The sequence below is a fragment of the Kaistia sp. MMO-174 genome, from assembly GCF_037147815.1.
GTDB lineage: Bacteria > Pseudomonadota > Alphaproteobacteria > Rhizobiales > Kaistiaceae > Kaistia > Kaistia nematophila.
Map to the genome: position 1 here is coordinate 308,920 of NZ_JBBCUO010000004.1, position 18,134 is coordinate 327,053.

The 18,134-nt window shown below is 67.0% G+C and carries 16 protein-coding genes; 10 read left to right on the forward strand and 6 right to left on the reverse strand.

What is annotated here, in order from left to right:
• The first annotated feature begins 10 nt into the window (after positions 1 to 10).
• From WFK98_RS16510 to WFK98_RS16530, 5 genes are all read left to right on the forward strand, one after another.
• On the forward strand, positions 11 to 1,537 hold the full coding sequence (locus WFK98_RS16510) for an ABC transporter substrate-binding protein (RefSeq protein WP_336800998.1): 1,527 nt from the start codon (positions 11 to 13) through the stop codon (positions 1,535 to 1,537).
• A gap of 100 nt (positions 1,538 to 1,637) precedes the next feature.
• Positions 1,638 to 2,678 carry an ABC transporter permease gene (locus WFK98_RS16515; RefSeq protein ID WP_266338862.1) on the forward strand — a complete coding sequence of 347 codons (1,041 nt, stop codon included), beginning with the start codon at positions 1,638 to 1,640 and terminating at the stop codon, positions 2,676 to 2,678.
• A gap of 3 nt (positions 2,679 to 2,681) precedes the next feature.
• Positions 2,682 to 3,539: an ABC transporter permease gene (locus tag WFK98_RS16520; RefSeq protein ID WP_336800999.1), complete on the forward strand. Its 858-nt coding sequence runs from the start codon at positions 2,682 to 2,684 to the stop codon at positions 3,537 to 3,539.
• A complete protein-coding gene (locus tag WFK98_RS16525; RefSeq protein ID WP_336801000.1) occupies positions 3,532 to 5,178 on the forward strand; it encodes an ABC transporter ATP-binding protein in 1,647 nt (548 codons plus the stop codon). Before WFK98_RS16520 ends, WFK98_RS16525 begins: the two co-directional genes overlap by 8 nt.
• Before the next feature lie 41 nt (positions 5,179 to 5,219).
• Positions 5,220 to 6,488, forward strand: coding sequence for an amidase (locus WFK98_RS16530; protein ID WP_336801001.1), 1,269 nt, complete (start codon positions 5,220 to 5,222; stop codon positions 6,486 to 6,488).
• Between the two features lie 63 nt (positions 6,489 to 6,551).
• Here WFK98_RS16530 and WFK98_RS16535 read toward each other — a convergent pair whose 3' ends face one another.
• Together WFK98_RS16535 and WFK98_RS16540 are read right to left on the reverse strand one after the other, a co-directional pair.
• Positions 6,552 to 7,592 (reverse strand): substrate-binding domain-containing protein, encoded by a 1,041-nt coding sequence (locus WFK98_RS16535; protein WP_336801002.1) that lies wholly within the window; start codon positions 7,590 to 7,592, stop codon positions 6,552 to 6,554.
• Positions 7,593 to 7,606: 14 nt separating this feature from the next.
• Entirely contained in the window at positions 7,607 to 8,479 is an 873-nt protein-coding gene (locus tag WFK98_RS16540) for an ABC transporter permease (protein ID WP_336801003.1), read from the reverse strand.
• 383 nt (positions 8,480 to 8,862) lie between these two features.
• Between WFK98_RS16540 and WFK98_RS16545 the strand changes: the two genes are divergently transcribed.
• From WFK98_RS16545 to WFK98_RS16565, 5 genes are read left to right on the forward strand one after another with little or no spacing between them, the layout of a single operon-like run.
• Positions 8,863 to 10,386 (forward strand): sugar ABC transporter ATP-binding protein, encoded by a 1,524-nt coding sequence (locus WFK98_RS16545; protein ID WP_336801004.1) that lies wholly within the window; start codon positions 8,863 to 8,865, stop codon positions 10,384 to 10,386.
• Positions 10,387 to 10,399: 13 nt separating this feature from the next.
• Positions 10,400 to 11,437 carry an ABC transporter permease gene (locus WFK98_RS16550; protein WP_336801005.1) on the forward strand — a complete coding sequence of 346 codons (1,038 nt, stop codon included), beginning with the start codon at positions 10,400 to 10,402 and terminating at the stop codon, positions 11,435 to 11,437.
• Positions 11,438 to 11,482: 45 nt separating this feature from the next.
• Positions 11,483 to 12,253 carry an SDR family NAD(P)-dependent oxidoreductase gene (locus tag WFK98_RS16555; RefSeq protein ID WP_266338870.1) on the forward strand — a complete coding sequence of 257 codons (771 nt, stop codon included), beginning with the start codon at positions 11,483 to 11,485 and terminating at the stop codon, positions 12,251 to 12,253.
• A gap of 4 nt (positions 12,254 to 12,257) precedes the next feature.
• Positions 12,258 to 13,919, forward strand: a complete 1,662-nt coding sequence (locus WFK98_RS16560; protein ID WP_336801006.1) for a GMC family oxidoreductase — start codon at positions 12,258 to 12,260, stop codon at positions 13,917 to 13,919.
• Positions 13,920 to 13,971: 52 nt separating this feature from the next.
• Positions 13,972 to 14,727 carry an FCD domain-containing protein gene (locus WFK98_RS16565; protein ID WP_266338872.1) on the forward strand — a complete coding sequence of 252 codons (756 nt, stop codon included), beginning with the start codon at positions 13,972 to 13,974 and terminating at the stop codon, positions 14,725 to 14,727.
• Positions 14,728 to 14,766: 39 nt separating this feature from the next.
• Here the strand turns inward: WFK98_RS16565 and WFK98_RS16570 are convergent, their stop codons facing one another.
• Genes WFK98_RS16570 through WFK98_RS16585 form a run of 4 tightly spaced genes read right to left on the reverse strand, consistent with a single transcriptional unit; the run spans position 14,767 to position 18,131 of the window.
• Positions 14,767 to 15,609, reverse strand: coding sequence for an MBL fold metallo-hydrolase (locus tag WFK98_RS16570; protein WP_336801007.1), 843 nt, complete (start codon positions 15,607 to 15,609; stop codon positions 14,767 to 14,769).
• Positions 15,599 to 16,534 (reverse strand): NAD(P)-dependent oxidoreductase, encoded by a 936-nt coding sequence (locus tag WFK98_RS16575; RefSeq protein WP_336801008.1) that lies wholly within the window; start codon positions 16,532 to 16,534, stop codon positions 15,599 to 15,601. Before WFK98_RS16575 ends, WFK98_RS16570 begins: the two co-directional genes overlap by 11 nt.
• On the reverse strand, positions 16,534 to 17,487 hold the full coding sequence (locus tag WFK98_RS16580; RefSeq protein ID WP_336801009.1) for a shikimate dehydrogenase family protein: 954 nt from the start codon (positions 17,485 to 17,487) through the stop codon (positions 16,534 to 16,536). The genes WFK98_RS16575 and WFK98_RS16580 overlap by 1 nt, the downstream gene beginning before the upstream one ends.
• Complete coding sequence (locus WFK98_RS16585; protein WP_336801010.1) at positions 17,484 to 18,131, reverse strand: bifunctional 4-hydroxy-2-oxoglutarate aldolase/2-dehydro-3-deoxy-phosphogluconate aldolase; 648 nt, start codon at positions 18,129 to 18,131, stop codon at positions 17,484 to 17,486. Before WFK98_RS16585 ends, WFK98_RS16580 begins: the two co-directional genes overlap by 4 nt.
• Between the last annotated feature and the right edge of the window lie 3 nt (positions 18,132 to 18,134).

Sequence of the window (18,134 nt, forward strand, 5' to 3'; positions counted from 1 at the left end):
GAGTTCAGGAGTGCCGTCCTTTGCGCAGGACGTGAAGGAGACACTGGTCGTCGCCGGGCCGCGCACGCCCGAGTCGCTCGAGCTGGATTATCCGTCAACGGAAGCCGTCCAGGAGGCGCGCAAGAACGTCTATGAGCGCCTTCTCGCCTACGAGATGGTGAAGAACGAAGACGGCGTCATGGTCGAGAACTTCGACAAGCTGGTCGGCGCGCTCGCCGAAAGCTGGGAAGTCTCGCCCGACCGGACCAGCATCACCTTCAAGCTGCGCCCGGCCAAGAGCCATGCCGGCAACACGCTGACCGCCGACGACGTGATGTGGACGTTCAAGCGCGGCTGGGACCTGAAGGCGACCTTCTACTGGTACATGCACCAGATGCTGAAGATCCAGGACTTCGACACGGCGTTCCAGAAGATCGACGACATGACGGTCAAGGTCCAGCTCCCGGGCCCGTCGCCGCTGATCGAACGGCTCTGGGTCAACTCCGACCTCGGCATCATCGACGCGACCGAAGTGAAGAAGCACCTGACGGACGCCGATCCGGTCGGCCAGACCTGGCTGTCGACCAACACCGCCTCCTATTCGCCCTACAAGGTCACGACCTACACGCCGGGCCGCGAGATCGTCTATGAGGCGAACGACGACTATTACCGCGGCGCGCCGAAGCTGAAGAAGGTGATCTTCCGCGAGATCCCGAACTCGTCGAACCGCGTGGCCGCCCTGCAGGCGGGCTCGATCGACGTGGCCGAATGGCTGCTGCCGCGTGAGCTCGACCTGCTGAGCAAGGCCCCGAAGGTCAAGGTCGAGAAGGTCTTCGGCAACTACATCCACCGCATCGATCTCAACAACACGATCGAGCCCTTCACCAACCCCAAGGTCCGCCAGGCGCTGAACTACCTGGTGCCGCGCGACCAGATCGGCAAGGCGATCTACTTCGGCACGGCGCGCCAGACGAAGAGCCCCGTTTCCGAGATCTATCCGGGCTACACCGACGAGTTCTTCGCCTATTCGGAGGACGTCGAGAAGGCGAAGGCGCTGCTCACCGAGGCCGGACTGGCCGAGGGCTTCAAGACCGAGCTCGGCTATCGCACGGGCGACGAGATCGAGGAGCAGATCGCCGTCATCCTGAAGACCGCCTTCGCCCGCGCCGGCATCGACGTGCAGCTCAACAAGCTGCCGAGCTCGACGCTCGTCGAGCGCTATTCGAAGGGCACGATCCCGATGTACTTCCTGCGCGACATGGCGATCGTGCCGGATGCGGCCTATGTGACCAACCTCTGGCTCAACAGCGCCTCGATGGTCGATTTCTCGCGTTTCAAGAACGAGGAAGTCGACAAGCTCATCGACAAGAACCTGACGGCGACCGACGAGGCCGCGCGCCTCGCCGACATGAAGCGGGTGCAGGAACTGGTCGTCGAGAACGCACCCTGGGTGTTCCTCTTCAACCCCGGCTACCAGCTCGCCCTGCGTGACAACATCAAGGGCTACTCCTGGTACACGCCGAACGGCAATGCGTGGTTCGACTTCCACAAGGAGTGATCCCTGCCGGCCCCGGCGCCCCGGCGCCGGGCCCTTCCTGCCCGCCGGCGGTCGCGGCAATTGCCGCGGCCGGAAAGCCTAGCAAGCCACGAGGTCGACCATGAATATCCTGGCCGTCTGGCGGCGCATGCCGCGCGTCAGCAGGATCGTCCTGACGAGATTGGCGCTGATCATCCCGCAGATGTTCGGCGTGATGCTGGTGACGTTCCTGCTGGTGCGCATGCTACCCGGCGATCCCGCCCGGCTGATGCTCGGCAATTTCGCGACCGAGGATTCGATCGCGCTCTACCGCGAGCGCCTCGGCCTCGACAAGCCGGTCTGGACGCAGTTCATGACCTATGTCGAGAACGTGTTCCGGGGCGATCTCGGGACGTCGCCCTTCACCTCGAACCCGATCCTGACGGACCTCGCCGAACGCGCGCCCGCCACGCTCGAGCTCATCACCTGCGCGATGATCCTGACCCTGATCATCGGGATCGGCATCGCCGTCGTCTCGGTCGTGCGCAAGGGCGGCGTCGTCGACTACGGCGCCCGCCTCTACGGTCTCGCCGCCGGCGCCATTCCCGACTTCTGGATGGCGCTGATCCTGATCTTCGTCTTCTTCTACCTGCTCGGCTGGGCGCCTGCCCCGTTCGGCCGCATCGATCCGATGCTGTCCCCGCCGGTGCGGATCACCGGCTTCTACACCCTCGACAGCCTCGCCTCCGGCAACTGGACCAATCTCTGGTCGGCGCTCGGCCGACTGGTTCTTCCCGTCCTGACCATCACGGCCGTCAACGCCGGCGCCGTGATGAAGATGGCGCAGACGGTATTCGGCGGCGTCTATGAATCCGATTTCGTGCGCCACATGCGCGCCAGCGGCCTGACCGAGCCGCAGATCATCCTGAGCGGCCTGCGCAACAGCCTGCCGCCGATCATCACGATCGCCAGCTTCACCTTCGGCTTCCTGCTCGGCGCGGCGGTGCTGGTCGAGACCCTGTTCTCCTGGGGCGGTCTCGGCCAGTACGCCGTGCAGGCGGTCATCAACAGCGACTACGCGGCGCTGCAGGGCTTCGTGCTCGTCTCGTCCGCCTTCATCCTCATCGTCTATTCGGTCGCCGACATCCTCTACGAGATCGCCGACCCCCGGATTAGGATCTGATCCTTGACGTGGAAAGCTCTCCTGCGCGAACTCGCAGCGCGTCCCGGCGCGCTGATCGGCCTGTCGCTGCTGACCCTGCAATTGTTCGCCATCCTGTTCGCGCCCTGGATCGCTCCCTATTCGCCGGTCGAGGCCAATCTGCTCGACGCCATGCAGCCGCCGAGCGAGCTGCACTGGTTCGGCACCGACGAGGTGGGCATGGATGTCTTTTCCCGCGTCGTCTACGCGACGCGCGTCAATCTCCTGATCGGCTTCGTGGCGGTCTTCGCTTCGCTCCTCGCCGGAGTCACGCTCGGGCTGCTGGTCGGCTACTACCGCAACATCCTCAGCGCGCTCGTCATGCGCGTGTTCGACTTCATCCAGTCCTTTCCCGTCTTCGTGCTGGGCATGGCGCTTGTCGCCGTGATGGGACAGGAGATCTGGAGCGTCGCGATCGTTCTCGGCTTTCTCTTCGTGCCGATGTTCGCCCGCCTGGTCCGGGCCGAGGTGCTGTCCCTCCGGGAACGCCCGTTCATCACGGCGGCGAGGTGCAGCGGCGCAGGCGATGCGGCGATCATGTTCCGCCATATCCTGCCCAACGCGATGACGCCGGTGATCGTGCAGATCTCGATCGCGCTCGGCATGGCGATCCTGCTGACGGCCGGCCTCTCCTTCATCGGCGCGGGCGTGCGCATGCCGTCGCCGGAGTGGGGGCTGATGGTGAGTTCGGGATCGCAGCAGATGATCCTCGGCATCTGGTGGATCGCACTGTTCCCCGGCGTCGCCATCGTTCTCTCGGTGCTCTCCTTCGCGCTGGTTTCGGAAGCGACGCGCACGCTGCTCGATCCGCGCACCCACAGCGAGGCCGGCCAAAATGCGTGATGCGAACGAAACGCCGGCACCGGCGCCACGGCAGGGCCAAGCGGCCGAATCCGTGCTCCGTCTGGACGATGTCAGCGTCGGCTTCGAAGGCGACCGGCTCGCCCTCGACGGAATCTCGCTCGCGCTGCGCGCCAATGAGATCCTCGGGGTCGTCGGCGAGACGGGGGCCGGCAAGTCGCTGCTCGCCCAGGCGATCCTCGGCCTGCTGCCGAAGGGCGGGCGCCTGCTGAAGGGCGACATCACCTATGGCGGCAAGTCCGTCTCGGGCATGTCGCGATCGGAAATGCGCCAGCTCCGGGGCGGCGACATCGCCATCATCGGCACCAATGCCAAATCCCTGCTCGATCCCGTCGTGCCCGTCGGCAAGCAGATTGCCCGGGTAGCGCGGGCGCATGGCAGGATGAGCCGGCCGGAGGCGCGGGCGGCGGCGATCGCCCTCCTGCAGGATGTCGGCATCACCAATGCGGAAGAGCGCGCGGCCGCCTATCCGCACGAATTGTCCGGCGGCATGGCCCAGCGCGTGGTGATCGCCATGGCGCTGGTCGCCAACCCGAAGGTCCTGCTGGCGGATGACGCGACGCTCGGGCTCGATGCCACCGTCCAGGCGCAGGTTCTCGACAATCTCGTGCGGCGCTGCCGGGAACGCGGCATGGCGGCGATTCTGATCACGCATGATCTCGGCATCGTCCGCCACTACTGCGACCGCGTCGCGGTGATGCGGGGCGGCAAGCTGATCGAGACGGGCAGCGTGGAGGCGTTCCTCGAACGTCCCGCGATGGACTACAGCCGCGAACTCGTCGCGGCCGCACGCGCCCGACCGGCCATGCGGTCGCCGGAGCGGAACGACAGGCAGCGGAACCTGCTCGACGTGCGCGACCTCACCATGCATTTCGCCACCTCCGGCAATGCCGGACCGATCCGCGCCGTCGACGGCGTCAGCTTCTCGATCGCGCGGGGCGAGACGCTGGCGCTGGTGGGCGAAAGCGGCTCGGGCAAGACGACCACGGGCCAGTGCATCCTTCGCCTCCTGAATTCGACCAACGGGCGGATCTTCTTCGACGGCACCGACGTCTCCGACATGTCCGAACGCCAGTTCCGGCCGCTGCGGCGGCGGATCCAGATGGTGTTCCAGGAGCCCTATGTGGCGCTCAATCCGCGCTGGCGGGTCGCCGACCTGCTTTCGGAACCGTTCCGTCTGCTGGATCCGATGACAAGAGGCGAGCGCGCCAGGCGGGTCGCGCAATTGCTCGAGGCCGTGCATATCGATCCCGCTTTCGCCGGCCGCTATCCGCACGAACTGACGGCCGGCGAGCAGAAGCGCGTCGGGGTTGCGCGGGCGCTCGCCACCACGCCCGATTTCGTCGTCTTCGACGAGCCGACGACGGCGCTCGACATCCGCGTGCGGGCGCAGATCATCGACCTCATCCGCGATCTGCAGACGCGGATGAGCCTGTCGGCGCTCTTCATCACGCATGACCTCAACTCGGTCCGCTCGCTCGCGCACAAGGTGGCGGTGATGCATCTCGGCAAGATCGTGGAATATGGCGAGACCGAAAGGATCTTCGAGACGCCGAGCGAGGCCTACACGAAGAAGCTGCTGACGGCCGAACTCTCGACCGACCAGAAGGCGGCCGGTTGATCGACGGCGCCGGCCTCCCCGCCTCCGGGGCCCTGTCGGCGATGGCTTCGGGAGAGCTCTCGGCCGTCGATCTGCTCGAGAGCTGCCTTGCCGCCATCGCCCGCCATGACGCAACGATCCGGGCCTTCTGCCATGTCGATGTCGAGGCGGCGCGGGCCGAGGCCCGTCTCGCCGACGCGAGACGAACGGAAGCGACCGCCACGGGCGAAGGGCCCGGCCTGCTCTGCGGCGTTCCCGTCGCCATCAAGGACGTCATCGATGTGCGGGGCATGCCGACGGGACATGGCGTGACCTACCGGGCGCCGCGGATCGCGGAGCGCGACGCGCGGGTCGTCGCCCTCCTGCGCCGGCAGGGAGCGGTCATCGTCGGCAAGACCGAGACCGTCGCCTTCGCGGCCGCCGGCGCGGTCCCGCCGACGCGCAATCCGCGCGATCCCGCACGCAGCCCGGGCGGCTCGTCCTCGGGCTCTGCCGCGGCGGTTGCGGCGGGCATGGTTCCGCTCGCCATCGGCACCCAGACCGGGGGCTCGCAGATCAGGCCGGCCGCCTTCACCGGCATCTACGCCCTGAAACCGACATTCGGCACCGTCGCGCGCGAGGGCATGAGCCCCTTTGCCCCCTCGCTCGACACGATCGGCTGGTTTGCGCGGTCGGTGGACGACCTGTCGCTCCTGCTCGCGGCGCTCGCCGCGCCGGATCCGATGCAGGAAACGCGAGTGCCGGCGGCAGGCCGGGTCATCGGGATCTGCAGGGGGCCGCATTGGGCAGGCGCCGCACCCGACATGCAACTGGCGTTGCTCGAAGCCGAGCGACGCCTGCGGCGGGCGGGAATGCAAATCCGGCCCGTCGATCTGCCGGCAAGCTTCGACGCCCTGACGTCGGACCAGGAAGTGGTGATGTATGGCGAGGGCCATCTCTCGCTGCGCGACGAGCATGTGAGGCACGGGGCGGCGCTCCACCCCGATCTCGCTGCGATCGCGACCAACGCGCGCGGCATCGGCCGCGCGGACATCTGGACTGCGGCGGCACGGATCTCCCGCTGCCGGACGCTTTTCGACGGCCTCTTCGGCCCGCGCCTCGATGCCATCCTGGCGCCGGGCGCGCCGGGCGAGGCGCCATCATGGGCGGACGGGACAGGATCGTCGCGCTTCAACAAGATGTGGTCGGCGCTGCATGCGCCCTGCGTGGCGCTGCCGGGCTTCAGCGGATCTTCGGGCCTGCCGCTCGGGCTTCAACTCGTCGGGCCGCGCTTCGGCGATGCGGACCTGCTCGCCTGCGCCACGGCGGTCGACCGCATCCTGAACGGATGAGGCGCCTATCCGCATGCACCGCCGGGATGGGCGGAGGCGGCGCAAGCGCCGCCTCCAGGTTTGCTACTCCTTGGCCGCGGCCTCGACGTTCTCGGCGTTGTAGAGCGAGAACGGTCCCATCAGGATGCGCAGGCCCTTCTCGCGGGTCGGATCCTTGGTGATGGTGCGGTCGCCGAGACGACCGGCCTTGACCACGGCGCCCTCCTCGGCCTTGACGGTGCCGGTCGCCAGCGCATAGGCGGTCTGGTAGGCGAGATAACCGAGATCCTTGAAGCTCCAGAGCGCGAATTCCGGCGCACAACCGTTCTGCGTGTAGGAGAGCATCTCGGACGGCACGCCGAGGCCGGTGACCTTGATCTTCTCGCAGAGGCCCTCGTCCTGCAGCGCCTTGGCGGCGGACGGCGCGCCGACTGTGGTCGGGGCGACGATGAGCTTCAGGTTCGGGTGCTTGTCGACGAGCGCCAGCGCGAGGTTATAGCTCGTCTCGGCCTGGTCGTTGCCATAGACGGTGTCGACGAGCTTGAGCGAGGCGAACTTCGGATCGCTCTTCAGCACCTCGTTCATCGACTTGATCCAGGCATTCTGGTTGGCCGCATCGGCCGAACCGGAGAGGATGGCGAACTCGCCGCCGGCCTCGCCCAGGATCTTCAGCGCCATGTCGGCGAGCACGCGGCCGGTCTCGTCGAAGTCGACCTGCGCGACGAAGACGTCCTCGCCCTCGGCCGACGGGATCGGCGAATCCCAGGTGACGACCTTGATGCCCTTGTCGTGCGCCGCCTTGGCGGCCGGGGCGATCTGGTCTCCGGAATTGTTGGAGATCATGATCGCGCCGACGCCCTGCGTGGTGGCGTTGGTGACGATCTCGATCTGGCCGGCGACGCTGTTCTCCGGGGTCGGGCCGAGGAACTGCAGCGGACGCTCGTTCTTGAGCTCCGTGGCGGCTTCCTGGGCGCCGTTGTTCGCCTGGTCGAACACGATGATGCCGAGATATTTGGGCAGCAGCACCATGTCGACCGGCTTCCCCGCGCCGGCGTCCTGTGCAACCGCAACCGAGCCCGCCAGCATGGAAATCGCCGCGGCGGCAGCCAACAACTTCGCTTTCATGGGTATTTTCCTCCCTATGCTACCCTGGAACGAACTTTCGAGACGAGGAACGGCACCGCCGCCGACAGGATCAGCAGAACGCCGATCACGATCGACTGGGAATTGCCGGTGAGATTGGCGAGACCCATGCCGTTTCGAAGATTGAGGACGAGAAGGATCGCGAGAAAGACGCCGAGCAGCGATCCAGATCCGCCGAAAATGCTGACGCCGCCGAGCAGGACCATGGTGATGATCTCCAGCTCGAAACCCTGGGCGAGGTCGCCGCGGACCGAGCCGAGCCGGGCGGCATACAGGACGCCGGCGAGCGCGGCGATGAATCCCGACATCAGGAACAGCGAGAATTTCACCCGCGCCACGGCGACGCCCGAATAGCGGGCGACATCGACGCCGTTGCCGATCACGTAGATCTTCCGGCCGAAGGTCGAGAGGTGCAGGATCGCGACGGCGACGAGCAGCACCGCGACGAAGACGATCAGGGCGAACGGCAGCGGACCGAGGAAGGCTTTCTGGCCGAGGTCGGTGAACCATTGCGGGAAGCCGCCGATCGCGCGGTCCTCGAGCAACACGCGGGCGAGGCCGCGGAAGCCGATCAGCCCGGCCAGCGTCACGACCAGCGACGGCAGGCCGACATAGGCGACGAAGAAGCCGTTGATGCAGCCGGCCGCCAGCCCACCCAGCAGGGCTGCCGTGATCGCGAGAGGCATGCCGACGCCCTGCGACGTCAGATAGGCCAGCAGGCAGGCGGCAAAGCCCATCACCGAGGCGACGGAGAGGTCGATCTCGCCATTGATGATCAGCAGCGCCATGATCAGCGCGACGACGATCTTCTCTATGGAGAGTTGAAACAGGTTAATGATGTTTGACCCCGAAATATAATGCGGGGACATGAACATGTTTGCGACAATAGTCGTTGCGAGCAATAGGAGAAGGAAAATCTCCCAGCCGCGAAAGGCCTTTGATAGCTGCATTTTCCCTCCGAGCCGCAACGAATAAGCAGATAAATCTGCCCCTCCGCATCGAAGCTGCCCCATATTGGATGGCTAGTCTGAGCCGCAAGGCCACTAACCCGGTCCAATTCTCCTTTTTTGGATAGATCCTATTTTTTGATATTGCAAGTAGGATTCATCTCGATATTGATAGGATCAATTCGGGAGGATATCGGACACTGCGGAACCCGCGGATCCGAGGAAGATGTCGTCGTTGCCGGGCGCCTGGAGGGGCGTCTGGTCGGGTGTTCAAGCCTGCGCGACGGCTTTGAGGGGGAGTTCAAGTGGCCGCTTTGCCAGTCGAGAATCATGGCTCGCCCGTGATGGAATTGCTGAACATCAGCAAGAGCTTCGGCGCGACCCACGCGCTGCAGGACGTCTCGCTGACGCTCCGCCCGGGCGAGATCCATTCGCTGCTCGGCGAGAATGGCGCCGGCAAGTCGACGCTGATCAAGATCATGACCGGCGTGCACCAGCCGGATCGCGGCGCCATCCATCTCGACGGCGCGCCGGTGCAGATGGCCAGCAGCGCCGACGCGCAGCGCAAGGGCGTCGCGGCCATCTATCAGGAACCGCTGCTGTTTCCAGATCTCGATGTCGCCGAGAACATCTTCATCGGCCATCAGGATCGCGGGCCCTTCACCCGCTGGTCGACGATGTACGAGGAAGCGGCCCAGATCCTCGCCTCGATCGGCGTGCAGATCGACGTCCGCGCCCCGGCGCGCGGGCTGACGCTTGCCGAGCAGCAATCGATCGAGATCGCCAAGGCCATTTCGCTCAAGGTCCGCGTCCTGATCATGGACGAGCCGACGGCATCGCTGTCGGCCTATGAATCCGAGCGCCTGTTCCAGCTGATGCAGGATCTTCGCGGACGCGGCGTCTCGATCGTCTTCATCAGCCACCGCATGGACGAGGTTTTCCGCCTCTCCGACACGGTAACGGTGTTCCGCGACGGCCGGCACATCTCGTCCCGCCCACGCGCCGACGTCACCCCGCAATCCGCCATCGCGGAGATGGTCGGCCGCGAGATGGGCCTGCTCGCCCCGCGCGCCACGACCGCCGCCGAAGGCGTCGTCCTGTCGGTCGATCGCCTCGGAAGGGACGGTGTTTTCGAGGATGTCTCCTTCGAGATCCGCAAGGGCGAGATCCTCGGCTTCGCCGGCCTCGTCGGCGCCGGGCGGACCGATGTCGGCCTGGCCCTGTTCGGCATCGCGCCGGCCCATCGCGGCCGCGCCACGCTGGACGGCCGGCCGCATGCGCCGCGCTCGCCCCGCCAGGCGATCGACGGCGGCATCGCCTATGTCTCCGAGGACCGGCGGCAGCTGGGCCTGTCGCTGCCGATGTCGTCCTCCGCCAACATCTCTCTCCCCGTGCTCGATCGCTTCAAGGGCATGCTCGGAATGCTGTCGCGCAGGAAGGAAGCCGAGGTCGCCGACGAGTTCCGCCGCCGCCTGCACATCAAGACCGCTTCGGTCGAGGCGCCGGTTGGCCGGATGTCCGGCGGCAACCAGCAGAAGGTGCTGCTGGCGAAATGGCTCAATACCGCGCCGCGCCTGCTGATCCTCGACGAGCCGACCCGGGGCATCGACATCGGCGCCAAGGCGGAAGTGCACCAGTTCATCTCGGAACTGGCCGCGCAAGGCATGGCGATCATGCTCATCTCCTCGGATCTGCCGGAAGTGCTCTCGCTCAGCGACCGCATCGTGGTGATGCGCGAGGGCAAGCAGATGGCGACCCTCGATCGCAAGGACGCGACCGAACAGGTCGTCATGGCCCATGCCACGGGCCAGGGCGACCAGGCCGCATAGATAGGAAGTCGCCATGAACGGACTACGCCTGCGTCCCGAACGCGTCCGGGAGCTCAGCCTGCTGGCGATCATCGTCGTCGCGGTGCTGGTGTTCGCCACCATCATCGACGGCTATCTTTCGCCGCGCACCTTCAACCGCATCGCCTCGAGCGTCGTCATCATCGCCGTCGTCGCCGCCGGCCAGACGCTGGTCGTGCTGACCCGCAACATCGACCTGTCGGTCGGCGCCATGGTCGGCTGCGTCGCCTATTTCACCGGCGCGCTGCTCGCCGCCAATCACGGCCTGCCGCCCGTGCTGGCAATCGCCCTCGCCGTGGCGATCGGTACCGCGATGGGCGCGATCAACGGCGCCCTCGTCGTCTTCGCCGGCATTCCGTCGATCATCGTCACGCTCGGCACCATGGCGGTGTTTCGCGGGCTGCTGGTCGAATTCTCCGGCGCCAAGTCGATCACCACCGCCAACCTGCCGTCTTGGCTGGTCAACCTGCCGCAGATGACCGTGCTGTCGATCGGCAGCTTCGACATCCGCGCCATGGTGGCGCTGGCGCTGGTGACGATCATCCTGTTCCAGCTTGGCATGTCGGTGCTGCGCGTCGGCCGCCATTTCTATGCCGTCGGCTCGAACCCGGACGCCGCCCATTTCACCGGCCTGCCGGTCCGTCGCGTGATCTTCTCGGCCTTCCTGCTCTCGGGCGCGATGTCGGGCCTCGCCGGCTTCATGACGCTGGCGCGCTTCGGCACCATCACCGTCGAGGCGGCGATGGGGCTGGAACTCGAATCGATCGCGGCCGTCGTGGTCGGCGGCGTCAACATCTTCGGCGGCGCCGGCTCGATCATCGGCGCGACGCTCGGCGCCATCCTGATCGGCACGCTGGAACAGAGCCTGTTCCGCCTCCAGATCAACCAGTTCTGGCTCGACGCGCTGCTCGGCCTGCTCATCCTTGTTGCCGTCGCCAGCGACTCGGTCCTGATCACGCGGTTGCGCAGGTTCTGGAACGAGGCCCGCGCCAGACGCCGCCAGATACCCGCGACAACCGATACGACTTCCTGAGGCCGCGCCGCAGACGCGCCCATTCCGACCGAAAAAGGAGACAGAATGTCCGTCCTCACCGAAAAACTGCGTCTCGATGGCAAGGTCGCCCTGGTCACGGGCGCCACCCGTGGACTTGGCTTCGCCATTGCCGAAGCCTTTGCGGAAGCCGGCGCCCGGCTGATCGTGTCGTCTCGCACCGCCAACCCGGCCGCGCTCGACCGCCTGCGCAGCCACGGCGTCGAGGTCGACTATGTCCAGGCCGACATGGAAGATCCCGAGGCGCCGGGAGAGCTCGTGCGCGAAGCGGTCCGCCTCGCCGGCCGCCTCGACATACTCGTCAACAATGCCGGCATCGCCGACCACGGCGATACGCATGACTTTTCCGACGAGCGCTTTCGCCGGTCGATGACCGTCAACTTCGATTCCGTCTTCCGCTCTTGCCGCGCGGCGCTCGGCCCGATGCGGGCGCAGGGCGAAGGCGTAATCCTGAACATCGGCTCCATCGCCGGCTTCGTCTCGCTCGTGCCGCAGCCCCAGGCCGCCTACAACGCCTCGAAAGCCGCCGTGCACATGCTGACCAAGAGCCTCGCCAGCGACTATGCGGCGGAGAACATCCGCGTCAACGCGATCGCCCCCGGCTACATCGTCACCGACATGACCGCCGGCGGTCTCGCCGACCCGGAAATGGCGCCGACCTGGAAGGCGATGACGCCGATGGCGCGGCCCGGCCAGCCCGAGGATGTCGCCTGCGCGGCCGTGTTCCTGTGCTCGTCGGCCTCGGCCTATATCACCGGCGCCGTCATTCCGGTCGATGGCGGCTACACCAGCCGCTGATGCGATGACAGGCCTCGCGCGGCCCGGCCGCGCGGGGCATTTTTCCGGGGGGACAAGCGTGAAGTACGACTACATCATTGCCGGCGGCGGCTCGTCTGCCTGCGTCGCGGCGGCACGGCTCGTGTCGGAATTCGGCGCGCGCGTCCTCCTGGTGGAGCGCGGCCCGGCCCGCTGCGCGCGGCTGATGCGCATGCCGGCCGGCTACATGAAATATCTCGGCCGCGAAGACTTCCTGGAGATGCACAAGACCGTGGCCCAGCCGCGGCTGAACGGCCGCGCGCCGATCGTGCCGCAGGCCAAGGTGCTGGGCGGCGGCAGTTCGGTCAACGCCATGGTCTACATGCGCGGCCAGCAGGCGGACTACGATCACTGGGACACCTATCTCGGCGGCGACAGCGGCTGGTCCTACAAGGACCTGCTGCCGCATTTCACCTCGCTCGAAAACAACCGGCGCCTGAACGACGCCTATCACGGCACGGGCGGCAAGCTGCTGGTCTCCGATCCCGGCCAGCTCTGCGAGATGACCGAGGATTTCATCCTCGCCGCACAGGCGATGGGCCTGCCCTTCAATGCCGACTTCAACGGCAGCCGGCAAAATGGCGTCGGCATCATGCAGCACACCATGGGCAAGGCCGGCGGCGCGATGCGGCGGAGCGACGCCGTCTTCTCGTTCCTCGCCGACGCGATGCGCGACAAGCGGCTGACCGTCGTCACCGACGCGCTGGTCTCCCGAATCATCGTCGAGAACGGTCGGGCGGTTGGCATCGACTATACCCATGAGGGCCGCAGCGAGCGCGCCACGGCCAGCGAGGAAGTGCTGGTCGCCACCGGCACCTACAACACCGCCAAGCTGCTGATGCTGTCGGGCATCGGGCCGGCTTCGCATCTGGCCGAGCACGGCATCCGGGTCGAGGCCGACCTGCCGGGCGTGGGTCAGAACCTGCAGGACCACCACGAGGTCCCCGTCATTTGCTCGAGCCGACGCGCCAGCGGCTATTTCGGCCAGGACAAGGGCTGGAACATGATCCGCAACGGCCTCCAGTACCTGCTGTTCGGCACGGGGCCGGTGACGACGACCGGCATCGAATCCTGCCTGTTCTACGATCCCGATGGCGGCGAGCGGCCCACGATCCAGCTCTATTGCGCCCCGATCGTCTATCTCGACCGCGACATCACCGACATGAAGTCGACGCATGGCGTCACGCTGACCTCGTGCCTGCTGCGCCCGAAGGCCCGCGGCTCGGTCAAGCTGCGTTCGGACCGGGCCACCGACCAGCCGATCGTCGATTCGAACTTCTTCGGCGAGGACGAGGACCTGCAGACGACAATCCGCTCGCTGCGCTTTGCGAGGCGGCTGCTCGCCGCCGAACCGATCGCATCCAACATCGCGGCCGAAATGCTGCCGGGCCGCGACGTCGAGAGCGACGAGGCCCTCGCTCAGCACTGCTATCGCTTCGTGAAGACCAACTATCACCCCTGCGGCACCGCCAAGATGGGACCGGACAGCGATCCCATGGCCGTGCTCGACAGCCAGCTGCGCGTGCGCGGCGTCGAGGCCCTGCGGGTGATCGATTGCGCTTCGGTGCCCTTCATCCCCTCGGGCAATACCAACGCGATCGCCCTCGCCCTCGGCAGCAAGGCCGTATCGCTCATCCAGGGCAAATGAGGTAGGCCTTGCGTTACGTCATCTGATTCTTCTGCAGAGGGAACCGCCGCAGGTGAAGGAAGCATTGGCTCGGCGCAAGGCCGCGGACGCGCAGCCCGACCGCAAGGTGTCGCTGGTTGACCGGGTCGTCGACGACCTCGGCACGGCGATCGTGCAGGGTCGCTATCCAGAGGAAACGCACCTGCCGGTCGAAGCGACGATCTCAGCCGAACTCGGCGTCAGCCGCAATGTCCTGCGCGAGGCGATCAAGCTGCTCTCCGCCAAGGGGCTGGTCCGCACCGACCGCGGCTCCGGCATGACCGTGCTGCCGCGCAAGGAATGGAACTATCTCGACCCGGACCTGCTCGGATGGTCGCTGAGCCAGCCAGCGCTCAACGAGGATCTGGTCGACGAACTCAACACGCTGCGCGAGCTTGTCGAGCCGCAGGTCGCCGCCATGGCAGCCAGGGTCGGCACGACCATCGAGATCCTCCGGCTGTTCGAAGCCTATGAAATGATGGAGAAGGCGCCCAACAAGCTGGCCGGCGTGGAAGCGGACATCCTGTTCCATCGCCGCATGTTCGAGGCTTGCCACAACAAGATGCTGCTGAGCCTCATGCAGACGGTGGCGGTGGTGCTGCGCTCCAATTTCTCGCTGGCGATCGAGGTCGACCTGGCCGCCACGCAATATCCGGACGACCACCTGCTGGTTGCGGAGGCGATCCAGCGCCGCGACGCCGACGCCGCGCGAGCGGTAATGACCACGCTGCTTGAAAAGAACCGCAACAACCTCGCCAAGATGCGCGAAATGCTGCGCCAGAAAACCTAGATCCGGCTGCGCCAAACCGCGACGGGATCGCGGCTCCGCCTATTCCGCCGGGCCGATATCGTCGAAAAGCGCCAGCGTCTCGTCGGCGGCCGGCTTGACGATTTTCGGGCGAACGCTCGCAAGCGCGGCGGCGTCGATCGCCGCCTCGTCGGCCGTGTTGAAGGCGAACAGGCCGAAATGATGCGGCACGAGGAATGCCGCCTGCGCCGCGCCGGCAAGCGCGACCGCCTCGGCGAGGGTCAAATTGCCAGGAATGCCGGCGGCGAGACGTTGGGCGTCGCGGCCATTGACCGGCAGCAGCGCGATATCGGGCCGGAACGCGCGCACCAATTCGGTGAGGCCCTCGAACGGGATGGTGTCGCCGGAATGATAGAGGCGGATGCCACCGGCGCGGATGCCGTAGCCGACGAAGACATGCCGCCCCTCCCCGTCGCGCTCCAGCGTCTCGTGCGCCGCCGGGAATACCGTGATGGTGACGCCCTCGACCGGCTCAAAAGTCTCGCCCGCATCGACGCCGATGAGCTTTGCCCCCGCGCCGATCCGCTCCCGAGCCACATCCATCCTTGCCGCCGGCACAACGATGGACACGTCCGGAAAGCGGGTCGCCAGCGGCCGCAGCGTGTCGGGATCCATGTGGTCGGTGTGGGCGTGGCTGACGAGGACGAGATCCGGGCGCGGCAATTGCTCGACCGCGATCGGCGCCGGCATCATCCGGCGATGGTCGTTCGGCTTGCCGGCGTATTTCTTCGCCAGGCTGTCGGAGAGATAGGGATCGATCAGGATCCGGTGCCGGCCCGTCTCGATCCAGAAGCCGGCCTGCCCCAGCCAGTAAAGGCCGGGGCGGCCGGGCGCCGGGAAGCCCGGCCGGCGCTCAATGCGCATCGCGGGCGAGCGCGTCGAGGAGATTGGCGACGGCGCGCACCGTCGAGCGCTCGACGGAGGCGTCGGTGAATCCGCCGATATGGCTGGTCAGTACCACCTTCGGGTGGCCGAACAGTGGCGACGGCATCGGCGGCTCGGTCTCGAACACGTCGGTCGCGTAGCAGGCGACGCGGCCGGAATCGAGCGCCGCGAGCAGCGCCCCGGCATCGACGAGCCCGGCCCGCGCCGTGTTGACCAGGACGGTCGCCGGCGCCATGGCGGCGAGCCGCGCCGCAGTGATCAGCGGACGGCCGTCCTCCGGCATCGGCGCATGCAGGCTGATCGCGTCGACGCCCGTGATCGCCTCTTCGAGATCGACGCGGGTGAAGTTCGCGTGCACGACACGTTCGGCATTGGCGAAGGGATCGTAGCCGCGCACCTTGGCGCCGAGGTCGAGGCAGAGCTGCGCCAGCGTGGCGCCGATGGCGCCGAGGCCGACGATGCCGATGGTCGCCTCGCACATCTCGCGGCCGATCTGGCGCGGCCATTCGCCCTTGCGCATGCCCTCATGCGTCCAGACGATCTGCCGGAGACCCGCCAGCGTCAGAGCGAGCGCCAGCTCGGCGACGCCGCGCGCATTGGTGCCCTCGGCCCGGCGCAGCTCGATGCCGCGATCCTCGATGGCGCGGAGCGGCAGGTTGTCGACGCCGGTGCCGTTGCGGCTGATGACGCGGAGCCGATCGGCCGCTTCCAGCACGCGCTCGCTGACCGGCTCGACGCCGGCGAGCCAGCCGACGCAGCCGGGCAGCGCCGCGATCAGCGCCGCCTCATCCGGGATCGCGCCCGGCGCCGGCATGGCGAGCGAATAGCCGGCCGCCTCGAGCAGGGCGAGCGCCGGATGGCCGCCCTTCGACAGCGAGCGCGGCGTGATCAGGATGCGCTCCATCAGCCGCGCCCCGTCGCCCGCGCGGCGATGGCGGCGATCGCGTCGAATTCCGGACCCGAGACCGGGATCTCGATGTCGAACACCTCGGCGATCACCTGCGTCCAGCCATGGATGAAATAGGTCCAGCCATCCTCGACCTGCAGCTGCAGCGCCGCTTCCTGGGCGCGCGCCTGATCGAGGAAGACGAGGTCGCCACGATAGTTGAGCTCCCAGACGACGGCGCGCTGCGGGAACACGCCCTGGTCGGTAAGCGGCGAGCCGGGCGCGTCCTTGCCGAGGCCGGTGGCGTTGATGACGAGGCTGCCGGGCTTCATGCCGGCGAGGATCGCATCATTGTCCTCCGGCCGGGGCGCGAGGCGATATTCGACCGGGATGTCCGTGCCGAGCTGGCGATGGATCGCGGCGATATGGTCGAGGCGGGCCTGCGAGCGGTTCGAGACGACGATGCGCGTAGGCCGGTCGGCGCCGCGCGAACGCTGCATCAGGTGCCAGGTCAACGCGATGGTCGAACCGCCGGCGCCCATCGAGAACAGCTCGGCGCCGGTATCGGCGAAATGGTTCGGCGCCAGGAAGCCGTCGATCGAGAGGCCGGACGAGATCGGGTCCTTGGCGTGGCAGATCAGCCGGCCGTCGCGCTTCGACAGGCAGCTCGTCTCTTCCATCAACAGCGCATGCGGGTCGATCTCGTCGAACATGTCTCGGCAGGCGGCGAAGAGATCGAGCTTGTGCGTCGTCACCAGCGCGCCGAGCGAGAGCGGATCGCTCTTCAGGAAGGCGACCGCCTCGCGGTAGCGCTCCGGCTCGTCATGCGGCACGAAATCGATGCCCTTCATCTCGACGTCGCCGAGGCCGAGATGGCGCGCCCATTCCGGGAACACCTTCATGATCGAGGACTTCGCGGTGGTGACGCCGATGAAATAGAAGGTCGGCCGTATCGCGGGCTGGTAGCTCATGAATTCCCCCGGATCTCGGCGACGCGCGCCACGGCGGCGCGTGCATTGGCGGTGATCTTCGACCAGTTGCCGGCGGCGATGTCGGCGCGGCTGGCGATCCAGGTGCCGCCGACGGCGGCGACTTCATTGATCGCCAGCCACTCGGCCAGATTGTCCATGCTGACGCCGCCGGTCGGATTGAAGCGGATGCCGGTATGGAGATACGGCGCGGCGATGTTCTTGAGCATCGACGGGCCGCCGGCCGGCATGGCCGGGAAGAATTTCACCATGGAACAGCCGGCCCGGAGCGCCGCCTGCAGATCGGTCGGCGTCATGATGCCGGGCGCAAACGGCAGGCCGCGCTTGGCGGCATGAGCGAGCACGGCGGCGTCGAGGCCGGGCGACAGGGCGAAGCGGGCGCCGGCATCGACGGCCTGGTCCAGCTGCGCCTCGTCGAGCACGGTGCCGGCGCCGACCAGCAGCTCCGGCCGCGCCCTGGCGATCGCCTCGATCGTGGCGCGGGCGGCGGAGGTGCGAAAGGTGATCTCGGCGACCGGCAGGCCGCCTTCGATCAGCGCATCGGCGAGCGGAAGGGCGGCGGCGGGATCGTCGAGCGCGATCACCGGCACCACCGCATGGGCGGAAATTCTGTCGAAGATGGACATCGG

Coding starts and splice junctions, on each gene's coding strand:
- WFK98_RS16575 (WP_336801008.1), bottom strand. CDS start 16,534: ATGGAGCGCATCCTGATCACGCCGCGCTCGCTGTCGAAGGGCGGCCAT.
- WFK98_RS16525 (WP_336801000.1), top strand. CDS start 3,532: ATGCGTGATGCGAACGAAACGCCGGCACCGGCGCCACGGCAGGGCCAA.
- WFK98_RS16570 (WP_336801007.1), bottom strand. CDS start 15,609: ATGCGCATTGAGCGCCGGCCGGGCTTCCCGGCGCCCGGCCGCCCCGGC.
- WFK98_RS16515 (WP_266338862.1), top strand. CDS start 1,638: ATGAATATCCTGGCCGTCTGGCGGCGCATGCCGCGCGTCAGCAGGATC.
- WFK98_RS16540 (WP_336801003.1), bottom strand. CDS start 8,479: ATGTCCCCGCATTATATTTCGGGGTCAAACATCATTAACCTGTTTCAA.
- WFK98_RS16580 (WP_336801009.1), bottom strand. CDS start 17,487: ATGAGCTACCAGCCCGCGATACGGCCGACCTTCTATTTCATCGGCGTC.
- WFK98_RS16535 (WP_336801002.1), bottom strand. CDS start 7,592: ATGAAAGCGAAGTTGTTGGCTGCCGCCGCGGCGATTTCCATGCTGGCG.
- WFK98_RS16555 (WP_266338870.1), top strand. CDS start 11,483: ATGTCCGTCCTCACCGAAAAACTGCGTCTCGATGGCAAGGTCGCCCTG.
- WFK98_RS16550 (WP_336801005.1), top strand. CDS start 10,400: ATGAACGGACTACGCCTGCGTCCCGAACGCGTCCGGGAGCTCAGCCTG.
- WFK98_RS16585 (WP_336801010.1), bottom strand. CDS start 18,131: ATGTCCATCTTCGACAGAATTTCCGCCCATGCGGTGGTGCCGGTGATC.
- WFK98_RS16560 (WP_336801006.1), top strand. CDS start 12,258: ATGACAGGCCTCGCGCGGCCCGGCCGCGCGGGGCATTTTTCCGGGGGG.
- WFK98_RS16530 (WP_336801001.1), top strand. CDS start 5,220: ATGGCTTCGGGAGAGCTCTCGGCCGTCGATCTGCTCGAGAGCTGCCTT.